General features: G+C 63.1%; 14 protein-coding genes. 7 read left to right on the forward strand and 7 right to left on the reverse strand.

Annotation, left to right across the window (positions count from 1 at the left end):
- The first annotated feature begins 328 nt into the window (after nucleotides 1-328).
- Both NQ490_RS06365 and NQ490_RS06370 read left to right on the forward strand, forming a co-directional pair.
- The gene (locus NQ490_RS06365) at nucleotides 329-1696 is read left to right on the forward strand and encodes an ABC transporter substrate-binding protein (protein WP_040918771.1); all 1368 of its coding nucleotides are present in this window, start codon (nucleotides 329-331) and stop codon (nucleotides 1694-1696) included.
- A gap of 338 nt (nucleotides 1697-2034) precedes the next feature.
- Nucleotides 2035-2580: a TetR/AcrR family transcriptional regulator C-terminal domain-containing protein gene (locus tag NQ490_RS06370; RefSeq protein ID WP_007048638.1), complete on the forward strand. Its 546-nt coding sequence runs from the start codon at nucleotides 2035-2037 to the stop codon at nucleotides 2578-2580.
- A gap of 6 nt (nucleotides 2581-2586) precedes the next feature.
- Here NQ490_RS06370 and NQ490_RS06375 read toward each other — a convergent pair whose 3' ends face one another.
- The 6 genes from NQ490_RS06375 to NQ490_RS06400 all read right to left on the reverse strand — a co-directional run bounded on the left by NQ490_RS06375 (nucleotide 2587) and on the right by NQ490_RS06400 (nucleotide 10420).
- Nucleotides 2587-3945, reverse strand: a complete 1359-nt coding sequence (locus NQ490_RS06375; protein ID WP_007048637.1) for a radical SAM protein — start codon at nucleotides 3943-3945, stop codon at nucleotides 2587-2589.
- A gap of 277 nt (nucleotides 3946-4222) precedes the next feature.
- On the reverse strand, nucleotides 4223-5569 hold the full coding sequence (locus NQ490_RS06380) for a DUF4340 domain-containing protein (protein WP_007048636.1): 1347 nt from the start codon (nucleotides 5567-5569) through the stop codon (nucleotides 4223-4225).
- A complete protein-coding gene (locus NQ490_RS06385) occupies nucleotides 5566-7032 on the reverse strand; it encodes a GldG family protein (protein WP_007048635.1) in 1467 nt (488 codons plus the stop codon). The genes NQ490_RS06380 and NQ490_RS06385 overlap by 4 nt, the downstream gene beginning before the upstream one ends.
- Nucleotides 7029-7892: an ABC transporter permease gene (locus NQ490_RS06390; RefSeq protein WP_007048634.1), complete on the reverse strand. Its 864-nt coding sequence runs from the start codon at nucleotides 7890-7892 to the stop codon at nucleotides 7029-7031. Before NQ490_RS06390 ends, NQ490_RS06385 begins: the two co-directional genes overlap by 4 nt.
- Nucleotides 7870-9018, reverse strand: a complete 1149-nt coding sequence (locus tag NQ490_RS06395) for an ABC transporter ATP-binding protein (RefSeq protein WP_007048633.1) — start codon at nucleotides 9016-9018, stop codon at nucleotides 7870-7872. Before NQ490_RS06395 ends, NQ490_RS06390 begins: the two co-directional genes overlap by 23 nt.
- 196 nt (nucleotides 9019-9214) lie before the next feature.
- Nucleotides 9215-10420, reverse strand: a complete 1206-nt coding sequence (locus tag NQ490_RS06400; RefSeq protein WP_007048631.1) for a hypothetical protein — start codon at nucleotides 10418-10420, stop codon at nucleotides 9215-9217.
- A 159-nt stretch (nucleotides 10421-10579) separates the two neighbouring features.
- On the opposite strand from NQ490_RS06400, the gene NQ490_RS06405 reads away from it, so the two are divergent.
- The 5 genes from NQ490_RS06405 (at nucleotide 10580) to NQ490_RS06425 (ending at nucleotide 15361) form a co-directional block, all read left to right on the forward strand.
- Nucleotides 10580-10957, forward strand: coding sequence for a GntR family transcriptional regulator (locus NQ490_RS06405; RefSeq protein ID WP_040918770.1), 378 nt, complete (start codon nucleotides 10580-10582; stop codon nucleotides 10955-10957).
- A 69-nt stretch (nucleotides 10958-11026) separates the two neighbouring features.
- On the forward strand, nucleotides 11027-11809 hold the full coding sequence (locus NQ490_RS06410) for a hypothetical protein (RefSeq protein ID WP_007048629.1): 783 nt from the start codon (nucleotides 11027-11029) through the stop codon (nucleotides 11807-11809).
- Between the two features lie 14 nt (nucleotides 11810-11823).
- A complete protein-coding gene (locus NQ490_RS06415; RefSeq protein WP_007048628.1) occupies nucleotides 11824-13230 on the forward strand; it encodes a hypothetical protein in 1407 nt (468 codons plus the stop codon).
- Nucleotides 13227-14636, forward strand: coding sequence for a hypothetical protein (locus NQ490_RS06420; RefSeq protein ID WP_007048627.1), 1410 nt, complete (start codon nucleotides 13227-13229; stop codon nucleotides 14634-14636). The genes NQ490_RS06415 and NQ490_RS06420 overlap by 4 nt, the downstream gene beginning before the upstream one ends.
- Nucleotides 14633-15361 carry an ABC transporter ATP-binding protein gene (locus tag NQ490_RS06425; protein ID WP_007048626.1) on the forward strand — a complete coding sequence of 243 codons (729 nt, stop codon included), beginning with the start codon at nucleotides 14633-14635 and terminating at the stop codon, nucleotides 15359-15361. Before NQ490_RS06420 ends, NQ490_RS06425 begins: the two co-directional genes overlap by 4 nt.
- 77 nt (nucleotides 15362-15438) lie before the next feature.
- Here the strand turns inward: NQ490_RS06425 and NQ490_RS06430 are convergent, their stop codons facing one another.
- Nucleotides 15439-18216, reverse strand: coding sequence for an Ig-like domain-containing protein (locus NQ490_RS06430; RefSeq protein ID WP_050764758.1), 2778 nt, complete (start codon nucleotides 18214-18216; stop codon nucleotides 15439-15441).
- Nucleotides 18217-18359 lie beyond the last annotated feature (143 nt).

Genomic DNA, 18359 nt, shown 5'->3' on the forward strand with positions numbered 1-18359 from the left:
CCGGGGCCGGAGCAGCCCCGGAGAAACAGCCTCTCCCCGTCCCCGCCGCCTCCTCACGCCTAAAAATGCAAATCCTTTTCAATTTTTGGGCCGTGAAAAAACTTTTTTCGCGGCATTTCAGGGGTCTTTTTTCCGTGTAATCATTGCAAATTGGCAACAAAGCCGAATGCGTCGAAAATTTCTTGTGCATTATTACCAGAAAACCACCAAAACATTGGTGAAAACGCATCTGAACAAATGGAAAAAATTTTCTAAAACGGAAATTGTCAAAGGGACGGAGCGCCTCCGCCCCACCTATCCGCAAACACACATACAAAAGGAGATTACCATGAAAAAGCAGTTGTCTTTGCTTCTGGCCGCAGGCATGACCGCCGGCCTGCTGGCGGGCTGCGGCGGCGCCACCAGCTCCACCGCAACGGAGTCCGAATCCTCCGCCTCCACTTCCACGGCGGCGACCGGCGAGACCTCCGGTGACAGCCTCTCCGCCGACATCACCATGTGGACCTACCCCATCGGTCAGTTCGGCGACGCCGAGACGGTGGACAGCATCATCGCCAAGTTCCAGGAGAGCCACCCCGGCATCAACGTGACGGTGGAATACCTGGACTACACCAACGGTGACGACCAGGTCACCGCCGCCATCGAGGCCGGCACCACCCCCGACATCGTCATGGAAGGTCCCGAGCGCCTGGTCTCCAACTGGGGCGCCAAGGGCAAGATGCTGGATCTGAGCGACCTGTGGACCGAGGAAGCCACCGCCGACATCTCCGCCGTGAGCGAGAGCGTGGTGAGCGCCTGCAAGGGTGCCGACGGCAACTACTATGAATATCCCCTGTGCATGACCACCCACACCATGGCCATCAACAAGGAAATGTTTGAGGCAGCCGACGCGCTGCAGTACATCAACGAGGACGGCACCTGGACCACCGAGAACTTCGAGAAGGCCCTGCAGGCCCTGAAGGACAGCGGCGTGGACACCACCATGATCGTCTACTGCGGCGGCCAGGGCGGCGACCAGGGCACCCGCGCTCTGGTGAACAACCTCTACAGCGGCCAGTTCACCAACGCCGACCACACCGCCTACACCACCGACAGCGAGCAGAACAAGAAGGCTCTGCAGCAGCTGCTTGACTGGTCCAACGAGGGCCTGATCAGCTACGACGCAGCCGCCCAGGCTTCCGACGAGCTGCAGCTCTTCGCCAACGGCACCATCGCCATGACCCTGTGCTGGAACGCCTCCAACCAGGCCCAGTACGCTTCCTCCGTTTCCTTCACCCCGATGGCGGTTGCCTTCCCCTCTGACGACGGCGTGCCTGAGCTGTGCGGCGGCATCTGGGGCTTCGGCATCTTCGACAACGGCGACGACACCAAGGCCGCCGCTGCCAAGGAGTTCATCAAGTTCCTGTGCGACGATCCCGAGCAGGGTCCCGAGAGCGTCCGTCTGACCGGCTTCTTCCCGGTCCGCGAGTCCTTCGGCGACGTCTACACCGGCACCGAGGATGAGGAGCGCATGGCTCAGTTCTCCAGCTTCATGCAGTACCTGGGCGACTACTACCCCGTGACCGCCGGCTGGGCCGAGCAGCGCACCGCCTGGTGGAACATGCTCCAGCAGATCTTCACCGGCACCAGCGTGGATGACGCGGTGGCTACCTACACCACCACCAGCAACGACGCCATCGCCGCCGCTGCCGCCTGAGTTTCAGCCAAATCCATTGCCATCGGCGCGGCACGCGGCCGCCCGTTGACCGGCTGAACGTCCCGTTTCAGAAAGGAGTGAGCGCCCCCGTTCCCTCAAGGAGATGGAGCGGGGGCCTCATTTTGCAAAAATTCGTTCCTTCCCGCAGTGTTCCGGACCCCGCGGCCCGCGGCGCTGCAGAACGACGCCGGGCTGGTGGGCGCCGTGTGGTACCTGCTGCACCACTGAATCCAATACAGACAAACCGCCCCGCTGTGAAAGACAGCGGGGCGGTTTTGTTTTGACGTAACGTGTTGTTTTGTGCTACAATAGCGGGAAAGAGAACGGAGGGATGCGGAATGTCGGCGGACGTAAAGCAGCAGATCACCGAAACCCTGCTGCAGTTGCTGGAGAAGAAAAGTCTGGAAAAAATCACCGTCAAGGAACTGGTGACGCTGTGCGGCATCAGCCGCCAGACCTTCTACTACCATTTTGAGGATGTGCTGGACGTGGTGGACTGGTGGACCCGCCAGGGCGCCCAGTATCTGATGGAGGAAAGCCTGCGGGCCGAGGATCCCCACAAGGCCCTGCGGCTCTTTGTGGATTACACGGCGGAGCACCGCCAGACACTGCAGCATCTGCTGGCCAGCCGGTGGCGGGAACAGCTGGAGCGGCGGCTGGCACAGGTGTTCACCACCTATCTGCAGGACATGCTGCACAAAATGCATCCCAACCTGGCCATGTCCCCCGCCGACGAGGAGGCGTTTCTGACCTTTTACGCCTACGGCATTTCGGGCCTGCTGATTCATCAGGATGCGCACACCGACGCCGAGAAAGAGACTCTCGTCAACCAGCTGTACTGGCTGCTCTTCCAGAATCCCTGGGGGCACATCCTCCATTCCTGAGGCGGTTTATTCCGCCTGGTCGGGATGGCTCTCACTCCAGAGCTTGTCGGCCTGGGGCTTCCAGGCTTCGGCGTAGGGCGTGGTGCGGTCGCAGAGGGTATCCACGGCCTCCGGCGACTCGTAGTCGGTGGAGACGGCGCCGGTGTCGTGGACCATCTTGCGCAGTTTTTCGGGATTTTCCAGCATGGGGCAGGGGCGCAGCATGTTGCCGTTGAAGGGCTGGCCGTCGTGGTACGCCAGGAAGAGGGGCGATTTCAGCGCTTCCAGCAGGGTGCAGTTGCGGATGTTCACGTTGGAATAGTGGATGAAGACGCAGGGCTCCACATCGCCCCGGGCGTTGATGTGCAGATAGCGGCGGCCGCCGGCAATGCAGCCGCCCACATACTCGGCGTCGTTCTGGAAGTCCATGGAGAAGATGGGCTTGGTCTTGCGGAAGGCGCGGATGCGGTCGTAGACCTCGGTGCGCTGTTCCGGCGTGGGCAGCAGCTGGGGTGCGGCCCCGCTGCCCACCGGCATGTAGTGGAAGAACCAGACAAAGAGCGCGCCGGCGTCGATGATGGAGTCAAAGAAGGCCTCGCTGCTGATGTCGGCGTAGTTGGCGCTGGTGTAGCAGGCCGAAATGCCGAAGGGCAGCTTGTGGTCCTTGAGCAGTTTCATGGCTTTCCGGACCTTCTGGTAAGCGCCCTCGCCGCGGCGGGAGTCGTTGGCCGCCTCGAAGCCCTCCAGGCTGAAGGCCGGCACAAAGTTCTTCACCCGCAGCATCTCCTGGCAGAATTCCTCGTCGATGAGGGTGCCGTTGGTGAAGCTGAGGAACTCGCAGTCGCTGTGCTTCTCGCACAGAGCGATGACGTCCTTCTTGCGCACCAGCGGCTCGCCGCCGGTGAAGATGTACATGTAGGTGCCCAGTTCCTTGCCCTGGGTGACGATGGAATCCAGCTCCTCAAAGGTCAGGTTCAGCCGGTTGCCGTACTCCGCCGCCCAGCAGCCCGTGCAGTGCATGTTGCACGCCGAGGTGGGGTCCAGCAGGATGGCCCAGGGCACGTTGCAGTTTTCCCTGGCGCTGACCTCCTCCTGCCGGGCGCTGCCCTGCAGGCTGGCGTTGAGGATGAAGTTGCGGAAGAAGGCCTGCCGCACACCGGGATCCAGCTCGTACACCTTCATGATGAGCTGGTACCAGTTGTTCTTTTCCTCAATGGCCTTGCGGAAGGCGGCACGCTGCTTGGCGTACCAGTCCTTGGGGGTCACGGTATCGATGAGTTTCATGATCTTGGGGATATTGGTCTCGGGGTCCTTTTCCAGATAGTGCAGGACCTGCTCAAGCCCTGCCGAGATCGCAGCGTTCTTGAGCGACGGATTCTGTGCCATAACAGTGCACCTCCAAATATTGCTAGTCCTTTTGTACGCGGCCGGAGTGCCGGTTTATGCACACATCCGCGTATTATGTTTACTATACCACCGCAGCTCCTGCGGGGAACACTGTTACTTTTTTGTCTTTGTCTTTACGATTCGACAAGGTTGTCATGACAGATTGTTGTTTTTGTGTGAAAAAAGCGTCCCGTATCCTGAGGATACGGGACGCTTTTTCTGTGGGAAGGATTTTTCTATCGCCCTGTCGGGCAATGACCGCGGGTTTTCCCCTGTTTCAGGACTCCGCGTCCAGGCCCAGGGTGATGGCGTTCACCGCTTCGGTGAGGTCCACCACCAGCGAGCGGGAGACATAGCCCAGGGTGGTGCCGTCCAGCTGGGCCAGGCAGTTGTCGCCGTCATACTGGTAGAGGGCCACCGTCAGCGTGGGGAAGCTGTCGTTGTCCAGATGCACCGTGAAGGAGGCTTCCTCCTTCTTGGCGGGGGTCTCGGTGTTGAATTCGTTGACCTTCAGGCCATCCACCGCACTCTTCACGTCGTCAAACTCCACCACGTCGTCGACGATCTTCCAGGTGTCGCCCTTCTTTTCGGCGGTGTAGGTGGTGCCGTCGATGGTGAAGTCGATGCTCTGCACGTCATCCCAGTTCAGGGACAGCACCTCGTCGGGACGCAGGGTGTCGTAGCCGGTGTCGGCGATGTCGTCGGTGTAGGTGTCACTGTCCACCGCGTAGATGATGGGCGAATCGTCCATCCGCATATAGCAGTTGTCCCCCTTCTTGCCGAAGGCCAGGGAGAAGCTGCCCTGCTCGTCCTCCTCGGTGGTGTAGCCCACCGTGAAGGTCACCGCCGGTGCGTCCAGACCGTAGTCCGCCAACACCGAATCATCCGCCGTGTAGGTCTTGTAGTCGGTGCGGTCCAGATCCTTCAGCGTCGTCATGAAGTCCTCCACCTTGCTGGTGGAAAGGGCCTTGTAGCTGCCGTTATTGCTCAAATAATACTCGTAGGCGTCGGTATAGGTCAGGTCCTCGTCGGGGTGGTGTTCCACCGTGAAGGCGCTTTCCCCGGTGGCCACGATGGAATCCAGCGTCTCGTAGTCGGGGATGGTGTCCTGGCGCATCAGGTCGTCCCGGTCGGAGGCGATATACTGCTCGGGGTCATCGTCCACCAGGTAGACCGTGCCGTCCCCCAGGGTCAGGTAGCGCTTTTCGTCCATGGTGGAGTAGTCGCCCATCTGCAGGGTGGTGGAGCCGTCCGCACTGGTGAAGGTGATGGTGCAGGAGGGCGAGGACAGCCCGTACTGGCTGTAGTCCTCCACATTCTCAATGATGAAGCTGGCGTGGACGCTCTCGAAATGGTCCAGGAAGTCGCTCATCTTGTCCTGGTCGATGGGGAAGTCGGCGTCGGAGGCGTCGGACCAGGTGCCGTCGGTCTGGGTAAACTTCAGCGAGCTGCCGTCCTTGGTCCAGGACACCTCGGTGAGAGCGCTCTCGGCGGTGGCGAAGATCTCCTCATCCACCGTGGAGATGGTGTCGATGTGCTTCTGCACCCCCGACACGATGGCGATGACGGCGCAGAGCACCACCAGAACGCCGATCAGGACGGCCAGTTTTTTCTGTCGATTCATACCTTTTTCCTCCTGCGCAATACTTCATCCACGCCCAGCAGCAGGAAGCCCACGGGGATGATGCCGATCATGCAGACCTTGAGCCAGGCCGCCGACGAGGAGCTGATGGTCAGATAGTTGTAGTCCAGCGACTTGCTGCGGATGGAGACGGCGTCGGTCTCGCCGATCATCCAGGACATGCCGTTCATCACGAAGTCCAGGTTGGCGCCGGAGGAGTAGGAGTTGTACATATCGTCCAGCAGGTAGTCGCTGGCCGCCCAGAAGATCCGGCCGCCCGAGGCATCCTCGATGGAGACCGCCAGGGTGAAGGGACCGTCGGTGTCGCCGTCCTCCTTGTCGTAGGTGGTCATAGCGTAGCCCGCCGCCTTGGAGAAGGAATCCGACGAGGTCTGGAGCAGCGAGGTCACGGTGGCGCCGTTGGACGCTTCGCCCACCGTCAGGCCCTGGGCGATGGGCACGATCACATGGTAGTCGCCGTCCTTGAGGGGATCGGTGATGTCGGAGGATTCGATCTCGGGCATGAGGACGTAGGGCGCCGTGAAGGCGTAGTAGTCACGGTTGGTATCCACCACCACGCCGTCGGTGACGGTGACGCCGTAGTCCGAGAGCAGCGCCTGCAGATTGGGCAGGGTCGCGCTTTCCTGCGGGCCGGAGAGGACCATCAGCTTGCCGCCGTTCTGCACATAGTCCCGCAGCATGGTCAGCTCCTCGTCGGAGATGTCGCTGGTGGGAGCGTTGATGAGCAGCAGGTCGCAGTCGTCGGGGATGGCGTCCACGTTGAGCAGCGAGAAGTCCGACACCGTCTCGTAGTTGCTGCGCTGCAGCTCGTCCGAGAGGGTGTCCGACGGGGCGGATTCGCCGTGTCCGCTGAGCAGATAGACCTGGGGCAGGTCGGTGCTGACCACATAGTCGATGGCCGAGGTGATCTGACCCTCGCCGTCAAAGGACTGGGACACCGAGCCGCCGGTGTAGTAGCTGGAGGTGTCGTACTGATAAATGTTGTCGTAGGAGATATAGCGGTTCTTGTCGCCGGACTCCACCACCAGGGAGTTGTTGGCCACCGTCTCGTCGGTGTACTGCTGGGCGAAGGTGGGATAGACGTCGGGGTCCTTCTTCACCACCGTGATGTGGTCGGAGAGTTCGGCGTACCGGTCCAGCAGTTTTTCGATGACGGTATCCTCCTTGCCGGCCTGGCTGATCCAGTAGATGGTCACATCCTGCTGGAGGTTGGTGACCACCACCTTGGTGTCGGAGGTCAGCGAGTAGAGCTGTGCGGCCGAGATGTCAAACTGGGTCCAGCTGGTGGGCAGCTTGGAGGCCAGCACGTTCACCGCGATGAGGATGGCCAGCACCACCAGGCTCATCACGAAGCTGTAGCCGCCCACCCGGGCCGTGCGGGTGGTCAGTGCCTGCCGGTTGCGGGCCAGGGCGGCCCGCCATTTGGTTTGTAAGCTGTTTTTCATCCGTTATACCTCTTTTCCTCCCAGGATTGTACGCAGAGGAACAGAAAGAACACCGCCACGCTGATGTAGTAGACGATGGCGGTCACGTCAAACACGCCGTTGACGAAGGTGTAGAACCGCTCAAAGAGAGACAGTTGGTTCATCAGGTCGGGCAGCAGGGTCTCCAGCGAGGTGGGGCTGACCAGCCAGGTGATGACCACCGCCGCCACGCAGAGCGCCAGAATGATGAGGCCTGCCGCGTCGGACCGGGTGAGCTTGCGCACGATAAGGGCCAGCAGCGCCGACAGCACCAGCAGCGCCGCCACGTTAAAGGCGGTGGAGGAGATGTAGTCCGCCAGGCTGGCGCTGTAGTAGCAGAACAGCATGACCACCACACAGATGCCGGCGGCCATACCCTGGGATTCGGTGAGGGAGGAGATGAACATGCCGATGGCGATGAGGGCCAGACCCAGACAGATGAAGGCGAACAGCGCGCCGTAGGAGGTGGGCAGGTAGACGTCGCCGTAGAGCGAGAAGATGAAGGGATAGATGCAGGCCACGATCATGGGCGCCACAAAGACGACGGCCATGGCAAAATACTTGCCCAGCACGATGTCCACCCCGGTGATGGGCAGCAGCGACAGCAGCTGGTCGGTCTTCTGCTTTTTCTCCTCGGCCAGCACCCGCATGGTCAGGATGGGCACCAGCGCCACAAACCCGATGCAGAAGGTGCCCAGGGCATACTCAAAGTTGGCCACGGCCCGGTTGATGTTGTACATCATGGCGCCGATGCCGATGAATTCCAGCAAAAACGCCCCGAACACATAGGCCAGCAGCCCGTGGTAGTAGAGGCTCAGTTCATGCTTGAATACCGCTTTCATGGGCTGTCGCCTCCTTTCCGGACGGTTCGTCCTCCGTCAGTTCGATGAAGATGTTTTCCAGATCCGCCTTGATGGGGGTCATCTGGAGCAGCGCACAGCCCGCCTTCGCAAAGGCGAAGAAGACCGCCCGGCAGGCAGCCGCCGGGTCGCCGGCCAGCGTCAGGGTGGCCTGGCAGACCGCCGGTGCCGCCGGTTCTTCGGCCAGCGCGGCGTCGGGCAGTTCCGTGGGTGCATCCAGCACGGTAGTCTCGCCGTCCTCCGCCGGGGCTTCGGGTTCTGCTGTGCCTTCGGCGGCGGGTGCTTCGGCAGGTTCCGCCGGGGCGGGTTCCGGCTGTGGTGCCGGGACGGGCGCGGGCAGGGCGTCCACCGTGTAGTCTGCCACCGCCTCGGTGCCGTCCAGGATGGCGCGGAGCGCTTCCTCGCCGCACTCCGCCGTGATGGTCAGGCGGTTGTTCTCCGCCAGGCGGCGCTCCAGGTTCTGGGGCGTGTCAAAGGCCACCAGCTTGCCGTGGGCGATGATCAGCACGCTCTCGCAGATGGCCTGCACCTCGCTGAGGATGTGGGAACTGAGAATGACGGTATGCTTCTGCCCCAGCTCCCGGATCAGGTCGCGGATCTCGATGATCTGCAAAGGGTCCAGGCCCACCGTGGGCTCATCCAGAATGATGTACCGCGGATTGCCCAGCAGCGCCTGGGCAATGCCCACCCGCTGCCGGTAGCCCTTGGACAGGTTGCGGATCAGCCGGTCCTGCATCTCGGTGAGGCCGGCCTCCCGGATGACCCGGGCCACCTCGCCGGGGATCTCCTTGCCGGCAATGCCCTTGGCCTCCGCCACAAAGCGCAGGTACTCCCGGGGCGTCTCGTCGGTGTAGAGCGGCGGGATCTCCGGCAGGTAGCCGATGCACTGCTTGGCCTGGCGGGCCTGCTCAAAGATGTCGTAGCCGTCGATCTTCACCTCGCCGGAGGTGGCGGCCAGGCAGCCCGTCATGATGTTCATCGTCGTGGATTTGCCCGCACCGTTGGGACCCAGAAAACCATAGATATGGCCCTCCCCGATGGTGAAGGAAATGTCGTCCACCGCCGTGAAGTCGCCATAGCGCTTGGTCAGGTGTTCCACCGTTATCATAGAAAATAGTCTCCCCCTTTTGCGGCGCGGCGGACCTGTATCCCCCGCGCGTACACGGTTTTATCGCTATTGTAGGCGCCAATCGTAACAAAGTGCTGAAAATATTGTGTCAACTTTGTGGAAATTGCCCCGTTTCCCCTCCCCCGGAGCGAAAAAAAACGCGCTTTCCGTCGAAAGCGCGTTTTCCTTTTTTCTCTCATCCGGTGAACCGCAGGCAGCCGGCGGCCTCATCCACCGCGTACGTCAGACCGAACAGCCGGCAGAAATCCTCCACCGGCAGCCCTACGCAGAAGGTGGCCCCCACGCTGCTCTCCTGATCCACGGTATACCAGGTCAGGTCCAGGGGCTGCCCGTTCTTTTCCACCGTGAAGTCGGTCACCGCCCCGTCCCGGTAGCTGGAACGCATCCGCCAGGTGTCGTCCCCCAGGGTCCACCAGCTCTCGCTGTTCCCGTCCTCGTCGGTCTGCCGGTCGTAGCTGCCCCCCAGGGCCAGCACGTACTCCCGGGCAATGAGGGGGAAACTGCTGCTGCCGTTCATATAGCCGATGTCCATGGCCAGCAGATAGCTGCCCGCCTCGTCGCTGTACCAGGCGCCCAGATACCGGTCGGTGGTCAGACCGTAGGGGCTGTAGGGGTTGTCCCCCCTGTCGTAGGTCAGCGGTGTGCCGTTCAGTTCCAGGGTGTCCAGCCGGCTGCGGTGCCGCCCCGCCAGCCAGGCCGCCGGAACGGTATCGTCCTCCACCTTCCGGTCCACCACCGCCTGGGCGTAGACCCCCGCCAGCCGGTCATAGAGGGTCTGCCGGTCCTGCTGGCCGGTAAGGGAAACGTCGGTGAGGTTGACCCAGGTTCTGTGTTCCAGGGCCTCCGCCTCGCTGCGATGCCACACCAGATGCACCGTGGCCGCCGGATGTTCGGCAAGGAACTCCGGCGGGTTGTAGGCCAGCTCGGCGCTGTAGACGGCATCGGCCGCCAGCAGCGTGTCGGTGATATTGTCCAGGTCGGCAAAGGTCACGGCGTACATCCATTCCGGGCCGGGCAGCCAGGTCCGGCCCCGGGCCAGGGCGGCGTCGATGTCCGCCCGGTAGAGGGCATGCACCTGGTTCACATAGTCGCAGGAGAGCGCCTTGGTGTACCAGGAGGTCGCGGTGGCGTCGATCACCACCTGCTGCAGATAGCTGTGGGCCGTGAAGGCCAGGTCCCGGTTCCGGGTGACGAAGTCGTACCGCATATCGTCGGGTTCCTCCGCCACCAGCTCGGTGCCCACCAGCTCGTAGGGTTCGGTGCAGACCGAATCCACATAGTCCAGCACTTCCCGTTTGCCGTAGATCTTGCCGTCGGCCCCGGAGCAGCCGCAGAGCAGCGCCGCCGCCAGGGCCAGAGAAAGAATTCCCCGTTTTTTCATCCTATCACATCCCGTTCGGGTGGTTTGTGTACAGTATACCAGAAATGCCCCCGTTTCGCCAGCAGGATGCACAAAGTTGCGGCGGGGGTGTTGACAGGCCAGTGTACTATGGCTATAATACAGTCAAAATCCAAAACCAAAAGAAAGGCAGGGGATCCCATGGTGAGTTTCAGCGGGCTGCAGTTCCATGACCGCGCGCCCGTCTATCAGCAGATCGCAGAGTATCTCAAGCGGCAGATCCTGCTGGGCACCGTCCAGGATGGCGACGCCATGCCCAGCCGCCGGGAACTGGCCGCCCAGACCGGCATCAACCCCAACACCGCCCAGAAAGCCTACCGCCTGATGACCGAGGAAGGCTACATCTATACCGACGGCAACAACGGCAGTGTGGTGCGGCTGACGCCCGCCCTGCGGGAGGCCATCGACGAGGAGCTGACCCGGGGGCTGGTACAGCGGTTTGTGGACGAGGCAAAGCAAAACCAGCTCAGCTACAAGAAGGTGATCGCCCTGGTGAGCGAGCTGTGGGGCGACGAGTGAATTTTTTATACCGCAGGTGTATTAGTCAAATAGTACGCATGCACAACCACCAAAAGGAGCGTATGGAATATGAGACAGATCTTTTCCCTGGCCGGATGGAACTGGCGGCTGGCCCGCCGGGCCTACGGCATCCTGTGCGGGGTCTTCGCGGTGGAACAGCTGGCCGTGCTGCTGTTCATCGCCTCCCGCAGCAACATGCTGGGCATGGGCCTGGCCGCCTGCTATGAGGAAGGCTACCAGTTCCCGGTGTTTCTGGCGGTCCTCCTGCTGGCGGGGCTGCTGGCAGGCCCTGCCGTCAACGACTGGAAGCGGGCCAAGTGCAGCTACACCTGGCTGACCCTGCCCGTGCCTCCCGCCGCCCGGCTGGCGGCCCAGGTGCTCACCGCTGCCGTGCTGCAGCTGGGCGTCGTAGCCCTGCAGCTGGTGCTGTACCTTGTGTATTTCTTCCCGGTGCAGGCGCTGGACTCCGCCCGCGCCCTGGACAAACTGGGCACCGCCATGCCCGCCCAGAGCCTCTACGAGCAGGTGATGCTCAGCGATTCCCTCTACTGGCTGCTGCCCCGCCGTCCCGTCCAGTTTGTGCTGCTGGCGGTGACGGTGCTGGCCTCCGCCCTGCTGCTGACCTGCGTGCGGCTCCACCGGGGCTGGCGCCGGGCCGCGGCGGTGGCCATCGGGGTGGTGTGCGGCGTCTGCTGCCTGCTGCTGTTCCAGTGGGAGAAAGATTTTGCCCTCTACGGTGCCTATGACGCCCTGGTGCGCAATACGCTGCTCACGGCGGCGGTGCTGGTGGTGCTGGTGATCTTCAGCATCTGGTGGGCGCTGCGGGCCATCCGCCGCGCCGAAACGGCCTGAAAGGAGGGGTCTGTATGCCCAAAACCAACCGATTCCGCCGGAGTTTTCTCTCCCTGGGTGCGCTGGCCCTGGCCGTGCTGCTGGCGGGGACCTTCTGGCTCCACAAGGGCTGGCGGGCCGTGGACGTGACGCTGGAGGACCTGGCCGGAGACCCTGCGGCCCTGCGGGGGTTCACCCTGAACGGCCGGATCAACTGGAACTTCAGCCACGACAGCCTGCATTTTTCCCTGCATGACGGGTATCTGGACACCGAACTGGTCTTTGACGACGAGGACGCGCCCTTTCTGTACCGCCCCATCGTAAGCACCGTCCAGACCTACGCCATCGCCACGGCGGAGCGGGCCGACGCCGTGCGCAGCGCCGCCGAGACACCGCCCAACATCACCAGCACCCCCACGCTGCAGACAGTGGTGACCCGGCTGGACCGGATGTACACCCTGTCGGTAATCTTCCCGGGGCAGGAGAACCGCATCGTGCGTTTTTCCGCCGGGGAGTACACCCCCGAAGAGCCGGTGATGCTGGAGAGCCAGGCCAACGACTACGAGCTGGACTACCGCTATGACTTCGACTGGAACAACCCCGACACCGCCGCCCGGGACAGCTGGCCCGATTCCATCGTGGATGCGCGTCCCTTTGTGCTGGACGGGGTGCCGGTGGTCTGCTGGGAGCGGGACTATCTGGGCAAAGCGCCGGGTCTGTACCGGGTGAACGGCCTGACCGAGGCGGAGATCGCCGCGCTGCCCCGGGACGGCACCCGCGGCGGGGAAGAGATCCTGCGCGGCTCCACCGAGTTCGGCACGCTGGACCCCTTCTACTGCCCGGAGGACGCCGAGGAGGCGCTGGTCGGCGCGGCCATGGCGGACGGGTCCTCCCTGCTGCTCTATCTGGACGGCGACAACACCGTGTGGGCCGACCTGGTGGACGGGTCCGGCAACCGCACCGACCACCAGCAGGTGACCAGCCTGCCGGCGGCGGATTCCTACGGCGCCGAGGTGAAGGTCCGCACCACCGACCGGGATGCCGTGGTGAGCCTCTACGGCATGGACCTCAGCCCCTCGGGGACGGAGGACCGCACCTCCCGGCTGGCGGCGTTCCGGGCACAGGACGGCCGGTTCACCATCGTCCACTGCCAGGACCAGGACCCTGCCAACCCCGCCGCGGAGGCGGTGCTCAACGCCGAGGGCAACGCCCTGCTGCTGGGCTGGTACCACGACGCACCGCTGCCTGCCGCCGACACCGGCGCCCAGCCGGAGGACGGCATCCTGCTGGAAGTCCGTCCGCTGACGGGCGGCGTCCGCTACCGGGGTCTGCTGCGCACCGGCATCGACCGGGACTGGGGCAATCTTTACGATGCCTACAGCCAGCAGCGCAAAGACCGCTACCTGACCTTTGACCCGCTGGAAGGAGGTGCCCTGACATGAAAGGTACCCGCAAACGGTTCCGTCCCTGGGCGGGGCTGGCGGTACTGGCCGCCGCAGCCCTGGTCCTTTGGGGCGGGGTGAGCCTCTGGCTGCAGAGCGGCTGGCGGACCATCGTGCCCACGCTGCACGACCAGATCGGCGACGCCTCCCAGCTGGAGGGGTTCACCCTGTCGGGGCAGATGGGCTGGAACGGCCATGAAGATCTGCTCCACTTCGCGCTGGAGGACGGCACGGTCCGGGCCGAAATGCAGCTGGACGCCCCGCAAAAAGCGGTGAACGCCGGCCGGTACGACCGGTTCGCGGTGAGCCGCATCTGTGTGGTCCCGCCGGAGGACCGGGATGTCGTGAACGAAGCGGCGACCATCACAGGTTCCGGTTCGGACGGCAGCCGGTTTCTCTCGGCGCCGTTGGAGCGGGTGCTGCGGATGTACATCCTCCGCCTGCCCGACGGCACCGTCATCCGGCTGGCCGCCGGGGAGGCCCCCACCGACGACTACGCCACCGCCTATGCCACGCTGGTCCCCGAATCGGTCTACATTTCCGATCTGAACAGCGACTACCGCTGGGCGGACGGCAGCCAGTCCTTTGAGACTTCCTGGCCCTACGACCCCACCGGGGGCAGCTGCTTCACCCTGGGGGCGGGGTACGGCGTCTGCTGGGAGAAGGACTTTCTGGGCCGGGCGCCGGGGCTCTACCGGGCGGACGGCCTGACCGACGACGAGATCTCCGCCCTGCCCCGGGACGGGGTGCTCTATGACCGGGAGGTGCTCTGTGCCTCCACCGAGTTCGGCACGCTGGAGCCCTTCTACTGCCCGGAGGACGCCGAGGAGGCGCTGGCCGGGGCTTCCATGGCGGACGGCTCCACCCTGCTGCTCTACCGCACCGCGGACGGGATGGTCTGCGCCGACCTGGTGAACGCGGCGGGCAGCCGCACCGACCACCGGGAGCTGGGCACGCTGGAGGTCGGGTCGGATGCCCTTTTCACCGACACGACGCTGCTGCCCCGCACCACCGACGGCGAAGCCTTCCTGCGGATCAACGGGGAGACCAACTGGCTGGTGCTGCTGCGGGCGGAAAAGGGCGCCTTCACCATGGCCGAGCTGGTGGAGGACAAGGACCTTGTCCTGCCCGACGCCGTGGTGCTGAACGAAGCCGGGGACAAGATACTGCTGGCCAAGGGAGCGTCTGTGCAATACCTGAGCCGCAACAGCCAGGTCGTCTCGCCGTCCGGGAACGGCATCGAGCTGCGGGTCTGCGAGCTGGACACCGGGCACATGACCTACCTGGGCTGCCTGCAGACGGGCAGCGAGCGGGACTGGGCGCGGTGGTACCAGACGCGCAACCTGCACGCCGACCGGTTTATCACCTTTGACACACTGCAAAAGGACGGAGGACTGCTGCCATGATCGAAGTAAAGAACCTGCGGAAAACCTACCGCAAACACGGGGCCGAAGTGGGCCTGCTGGGGGCGGATTTCACGGTGCCGGACGGCCAGATCGTGGGCATCCTGGGCGAGAACGGCGCCGGCAAGACGACGCTTTTGCGTTCCATGGCGGGGCTGCTGCCCGCCAAAGGGGAAGCCCTGTTTGACGGCAAACCGGCGTCGGCCCAGTACGAGCGGATCAGCTACATCACGGGGGAGGGCAGCTACTACCCCACCCTGACGGCGGCGGAGTACGGCGCGCTGCTGGCCGACCTGAACCCGTCCTTTGACGAGGTACGGTACAAGGAATTCCTGGACTTTTTCAGCCTGTCGGGCAAGGACGTGATCGGGCATCTTTCCACGGGGCAGAAGGCCCGGGTGGAGCTGGCCGCCGGGTTTGCCAAGCGGGCGGTCTACTACCTGATGGACGAGCCCTTCCTGGGCAAGGACCCCTTTACCCGGAAGGATTTCATCAAGCTAATGAGCGGCACCCTCCACGGCGGGGAGACCATCCTGCTGACCACCCATTATCTGGAAGATGTGGAGCATTTCCTGGACCGGGCGATCATCGTCCACGAGGGGCGCATCGCCGAGGACGTGATGGTGGATGAGCTCCACGAAGCCGGGGACACCCTGCTGACCCGGATGGCCAAGGCCTGCGGCTGGGATCCCCAGCATTATCTGCAGTTCGGACAGCCCAACGGCTGATTTTTGCCGGAAAAAGACCCCGCCCCGCGCTGGATGCGCGGGGCAGGGGTTTTGTTGTGATGGGTCAGGGCCGTGTATCAGTCATGGAAGCGGCGGTAGATGGCGATGCCGCCCACCAGGACCACCAGCACGATGACGCCGGCGGCCACCGGCACCACCGGGAAGGAGGCGGTGTCCGCGTCGGTTTCCGGTTCAGCGGAGGCCTCGGGGGTGGCGGTAGGTTCCGGGGTGGGGGTCGCGGTAGGTTCGGGGGTAGGCGTGGGAGTGGCCGTGGGGGCCGGGGTGACGGTGACGGTGGTACCGCTGCCGCCCTTATTGCCGCTGCCCGAACCGGAGCCGGAACCGCTGCCGCTCTGGGCCGCCGCGGCGGCGGGATCCACGGCCCACTTGGCGTAGACGGTGGTGTCCTTGGTGAGGACCACGCTGCTGACGGCCTTGGTCAGGGCCTGGTCAGCGTACCAGCCCTGGAAGAGGTAGCCCGCCCGCACAGGGGTGTAGGGCCACAGTTCCACGGGAGCACCCAGGCCGCGGACGACGTCGGCCATGGCCAGGCCGCCGTTGGTGTCAAAGTGGAGGGTGCGTTTTTCGGTGGCAGCGGAGGAGGCCGTGCTGCCCACCGTGAAGGTCAGGTTGATGCTGGCCCCGGCGCCACCGTTGGCGGCCACCAGGACGGTCTCGTTGTAGCTGCCGGCAAGCAGGCCCGCCTTGGGCTGCACCGTGAAGACGGCGGTGTCGCCGGGGGCCACGGTGAACTGGTTCAGGCTGCCCACCTGGTAGTTGGTGGCGGTGGGTTGGGTGAGGGTCAGGGTCTGGTTGCCGGTGTTCTTGACGACGACCTCCTTGACGGCGGGCTGGTTGTAGCCCACCTGGACGTTGCCGAAGCCGATGGCGCCGGGGTCGATGGACAGGGAGTAGGTCTTGGCGGTGACGGTGAGCTTGCAGAGCAGCGCCGCCTGGACGCCGTTGTCACCGGATACGGTAAGGGTTTCCTGCCAGGTACCGGCTGCCAGACCCGTTTTGGGCTGAACCGTGAAGGTGGCAGTTTTTTCGGGTTCGATGACGGCATTGCCGTTAGTAAAGCCGGTACCCGCCGTGACGTTGTAGTAGGTGGAGGCGGGCAGGTTCAGCGTCACGGTCTGGTTGCCGGTATTTTTCACGGTGACGGTCTGCGCGCCGGGCACAGAATTGCCCGCGAACATCGAGCCGAAGTCCAGCGTGGACTTGTCTACCGCGATCTGGTAGGTCTTGGCGGTAACGTTGACGGTGCAGGTGGCGGTCTTGCCGCCGTCGTTGGTGGTAACGGTGATGGTGGCGGTGCCCTGCTTCAGGGCGGTGACCTTGCCGTTTTCCACCTTGGCGATTTCAGGCTTATCGCTGGTCCAGGTCACATCCTTATTGGTGGCGTTCTCCGGGGCAACAGTGGCTTGGAGGGTGGCTGTGCCGTCCACTACCAGAGAGAGGGTGTCCTTGTCCAGCTTCACGCCGGTGACGGGCTGGGTGACGGTGAGGGTGGCGGGGGCGCTGGTGACGGTGCCCGCCGTGTTGCTCACCACACAGCGGTACTGGTAGCCGCTCATGTCCAGCTCGGTGGCCGCCGTGGTATATGTAGCGCTGGTTGCGCCGGAAATATCGGTCCAGGTTGCGCCGCTGTCAGTAGTTTTCTGCTGCCACTGATAGGTCGGGCTGGTGCCATCGGCGGCCACGGTAAAGGTGGCGGTCTGGCCCACGGTCACAGTCTTGCTTTCGGGCTGGGTGGTGATTGCGGGGGCGTTCACGACAGTGCCGGTGGTGGGTTTGCCGGTCAGGATGCCGCCGTTCTCCACGTTGATGGTGCCGTCGGTGTTGTTGATGGCGTCGCCGCCGGTCAGGGTGCCGCCGTTCTCAATGGTGACGGTGCCGTTGTTGGTCAGGTTGCTATTGACGTTGAGGGTAGACCCCTGCGGGATGGTCAGGGTCTCGCCCTGGGCAATGGTGAGGCTCTCGTCCAGGGTCACATTGCCGTACACGGTGCCTTCCGTGCCGTCAAAGACGATGCCGGTGCCTGATGGTGTAGGTTCATCGACACGACTAGCTTTGATCCCGTTTTGCGCCCGCACGATGGCATTGTTACTGATTGTCAGACTGGTAGTGGCACCGGTGGCTTGAGACGATCCCACATAAAACTGTATCCCATCATTGCCCTCGCTGGCGCTGGTGGTCAGGCTGCCGCCGTCGACGGCAAGGGAGAGCTTTGGAGAGCTGGTGGCGTCACTACTGGACTGTACACAGACGCCGGCGTAGCCATCATAGGAGGAACTACAGCTTGCCACGACAGACGCGTCGTTGATGTTCAGGGAAGCACCGCCTGTTCCGCTTTTGACATAAATTCCGTGATAAGAACCAGAAACTTTCAAGCTTCCATTGCTTTCACCCGTAATAGTCAAGGAGGCGTCTGTACCATAGCTGTTCTCGCTCAACTCTGAATTCACATAAATTCCATAGATGCCTGTGATGGTATTCTCACCAATCAGCTCTATGGTCAGGGAAACCGGCTGCCCGCTACGGCTCAGAGCATAGATCCCGGCGCCTTTAGAAGCTGAAGCATATTCGCTGTTTCCCGTGATCGTCGCCCCGTTCAGAGTCAGGGTGGCGGTGGCTGGATCGTATTTGACATTCCAAGCAGCGCTTTCATTGGATTGTGTTAGCGCCCCACTGTCATCCGTGGTCCAGTAGGTTGTATTGTCACCATTCCTAACACTCTGATTTCCCACATAAAGCATATCAGGCGCACCTTCTCCCGCCGCCAGGGCTGCGGTGGGCAGCAGGCCCAGGCAGAGCGCCAGGGTGCAGATGAGACTTACAATGGTTTTTTTCATACGGGTTCCTCCTTCGGCGGGCAGAAACTTCCGGGCAGGGTCCGCAGCCCCGCCAACGGCGCCCGGGGGCATGACCCCCATCTTGATAGGTATTTCCAGCATACCATATTCCGACAAAAAAAGGAAGAATTTTTGCCCGTTTC

This window comes from Subdoligranulum variabile (assembly GCF_025152575.1).
GTDB lineage: Bacteria > Bacillota > Clostridia > Oscillospirales > Ruminococcaceae > Gemmiger > Gemmiger variabilis.

Excerpts from the sequence above, each read along its gene's own strand:
- NQ490_RS06365 (WP_040918771.1), top strand. The coding sequence starts at position 329 with ATGAAAAAGCAGTTGTCTTTGCTTCTGGCCGCAGGCATGACCGCCGGC.
- NQ490_RS06405 (WP_040918770.1), top strand. The coding sequence starts at position 10,580 with ATGGTGAGTTTCAGCGGGCTGCAGTTCCATGACCGCGCGCCCGTCTAT.
- NQ490_RS06420 (WP_007048627.1), top strand. The coding sequence starts at position 13,227 with ATGAAAGGTACCCGCAAACGGTTCCGTCCCTGGGCGGGGCTGGCGGTA.
- NQ490_RS06395 (WP_007048633.1), bottom strand. The coding sequence starts at position 9,018 with ATGATAACGGTGGAACACCTGACCAAGCGCTATGGCGACTTCACGGCG.
- NQ490_RS06380 (WP_007048636.1), bottom strand. The coding sequence starts at position 5,569 with ATGAATCGACAGAAAAAACTGGCCGTCCTGATCGGCGTTCTGGTGGTG.
- NQ490_RS06370 (WP_007048638.1), top strand. The coding sequence starts at position 2,035 with ATGTCGGCGGACGTAAAGCAGCAGATCACCGAAACCCTGCTGCAGTTG.
- NQ490_RS06385 (WP_007048635.1), bottom strand. The coding sequence starts at position 7,032 with ATGAAAAACAGCTTACAAACCAAATGGCGGGCCGCCCTGGCCCGCAAC.
- NQ490_RS06430 (WP_050764758.1), bottom strand. The coding sequence starts at position 18,216 with ATGAAAAAAACCATTGTAAGTCTCATCTGCACCCTGGCGCTCTGCCTG.
- NQ490_RS06415 (WP_007048628.1), top strand. The coding sequence starts at position 11,824 with ATGCCCAAAACCAACCGATTCCGCCGGAGTTTTCTCTCCCTGGGTGCG.
- NQ490_RS06375 (WP_007048637.1), bottom strand. The coding sequence starts at position 3,945 with ATGGCACAGAATCCGTCGCTCAAGAACGCTGCGATCTCGGCAGGGCTT.
- NQ490_RS06410 (WP_007048629.1), top strand. The coding sequence starts at position 11,027 with ATGAGACAGATCTTTTCCCTGGCCGGATGGAACTGGCGGCTGGCCCGC.
- NQ490_RS06425 (WP_007048626.1), top strand. The coding sequence starts at position 14,633 with ATGATCGAAGTAAAGAACCTGCGGAAAACCTACCGCAAACACGGGGCC.
- NQ490_RS06400 (WP_007048631.1), bottom strand. The coding sequence starts at position 10,420 with ATGAAAAAACGGGGAATTCTTTCTCTGGCCCTGGCGGCGGCGCTGCTC.
- NQ490_RS06390 (WP_007048634.1), bottom strand. The coding sequence starts at position 7,892 with ATGAAAGCGGTATTCAAGCATGAACTGAGCCTCTACTACCACGGGCTG.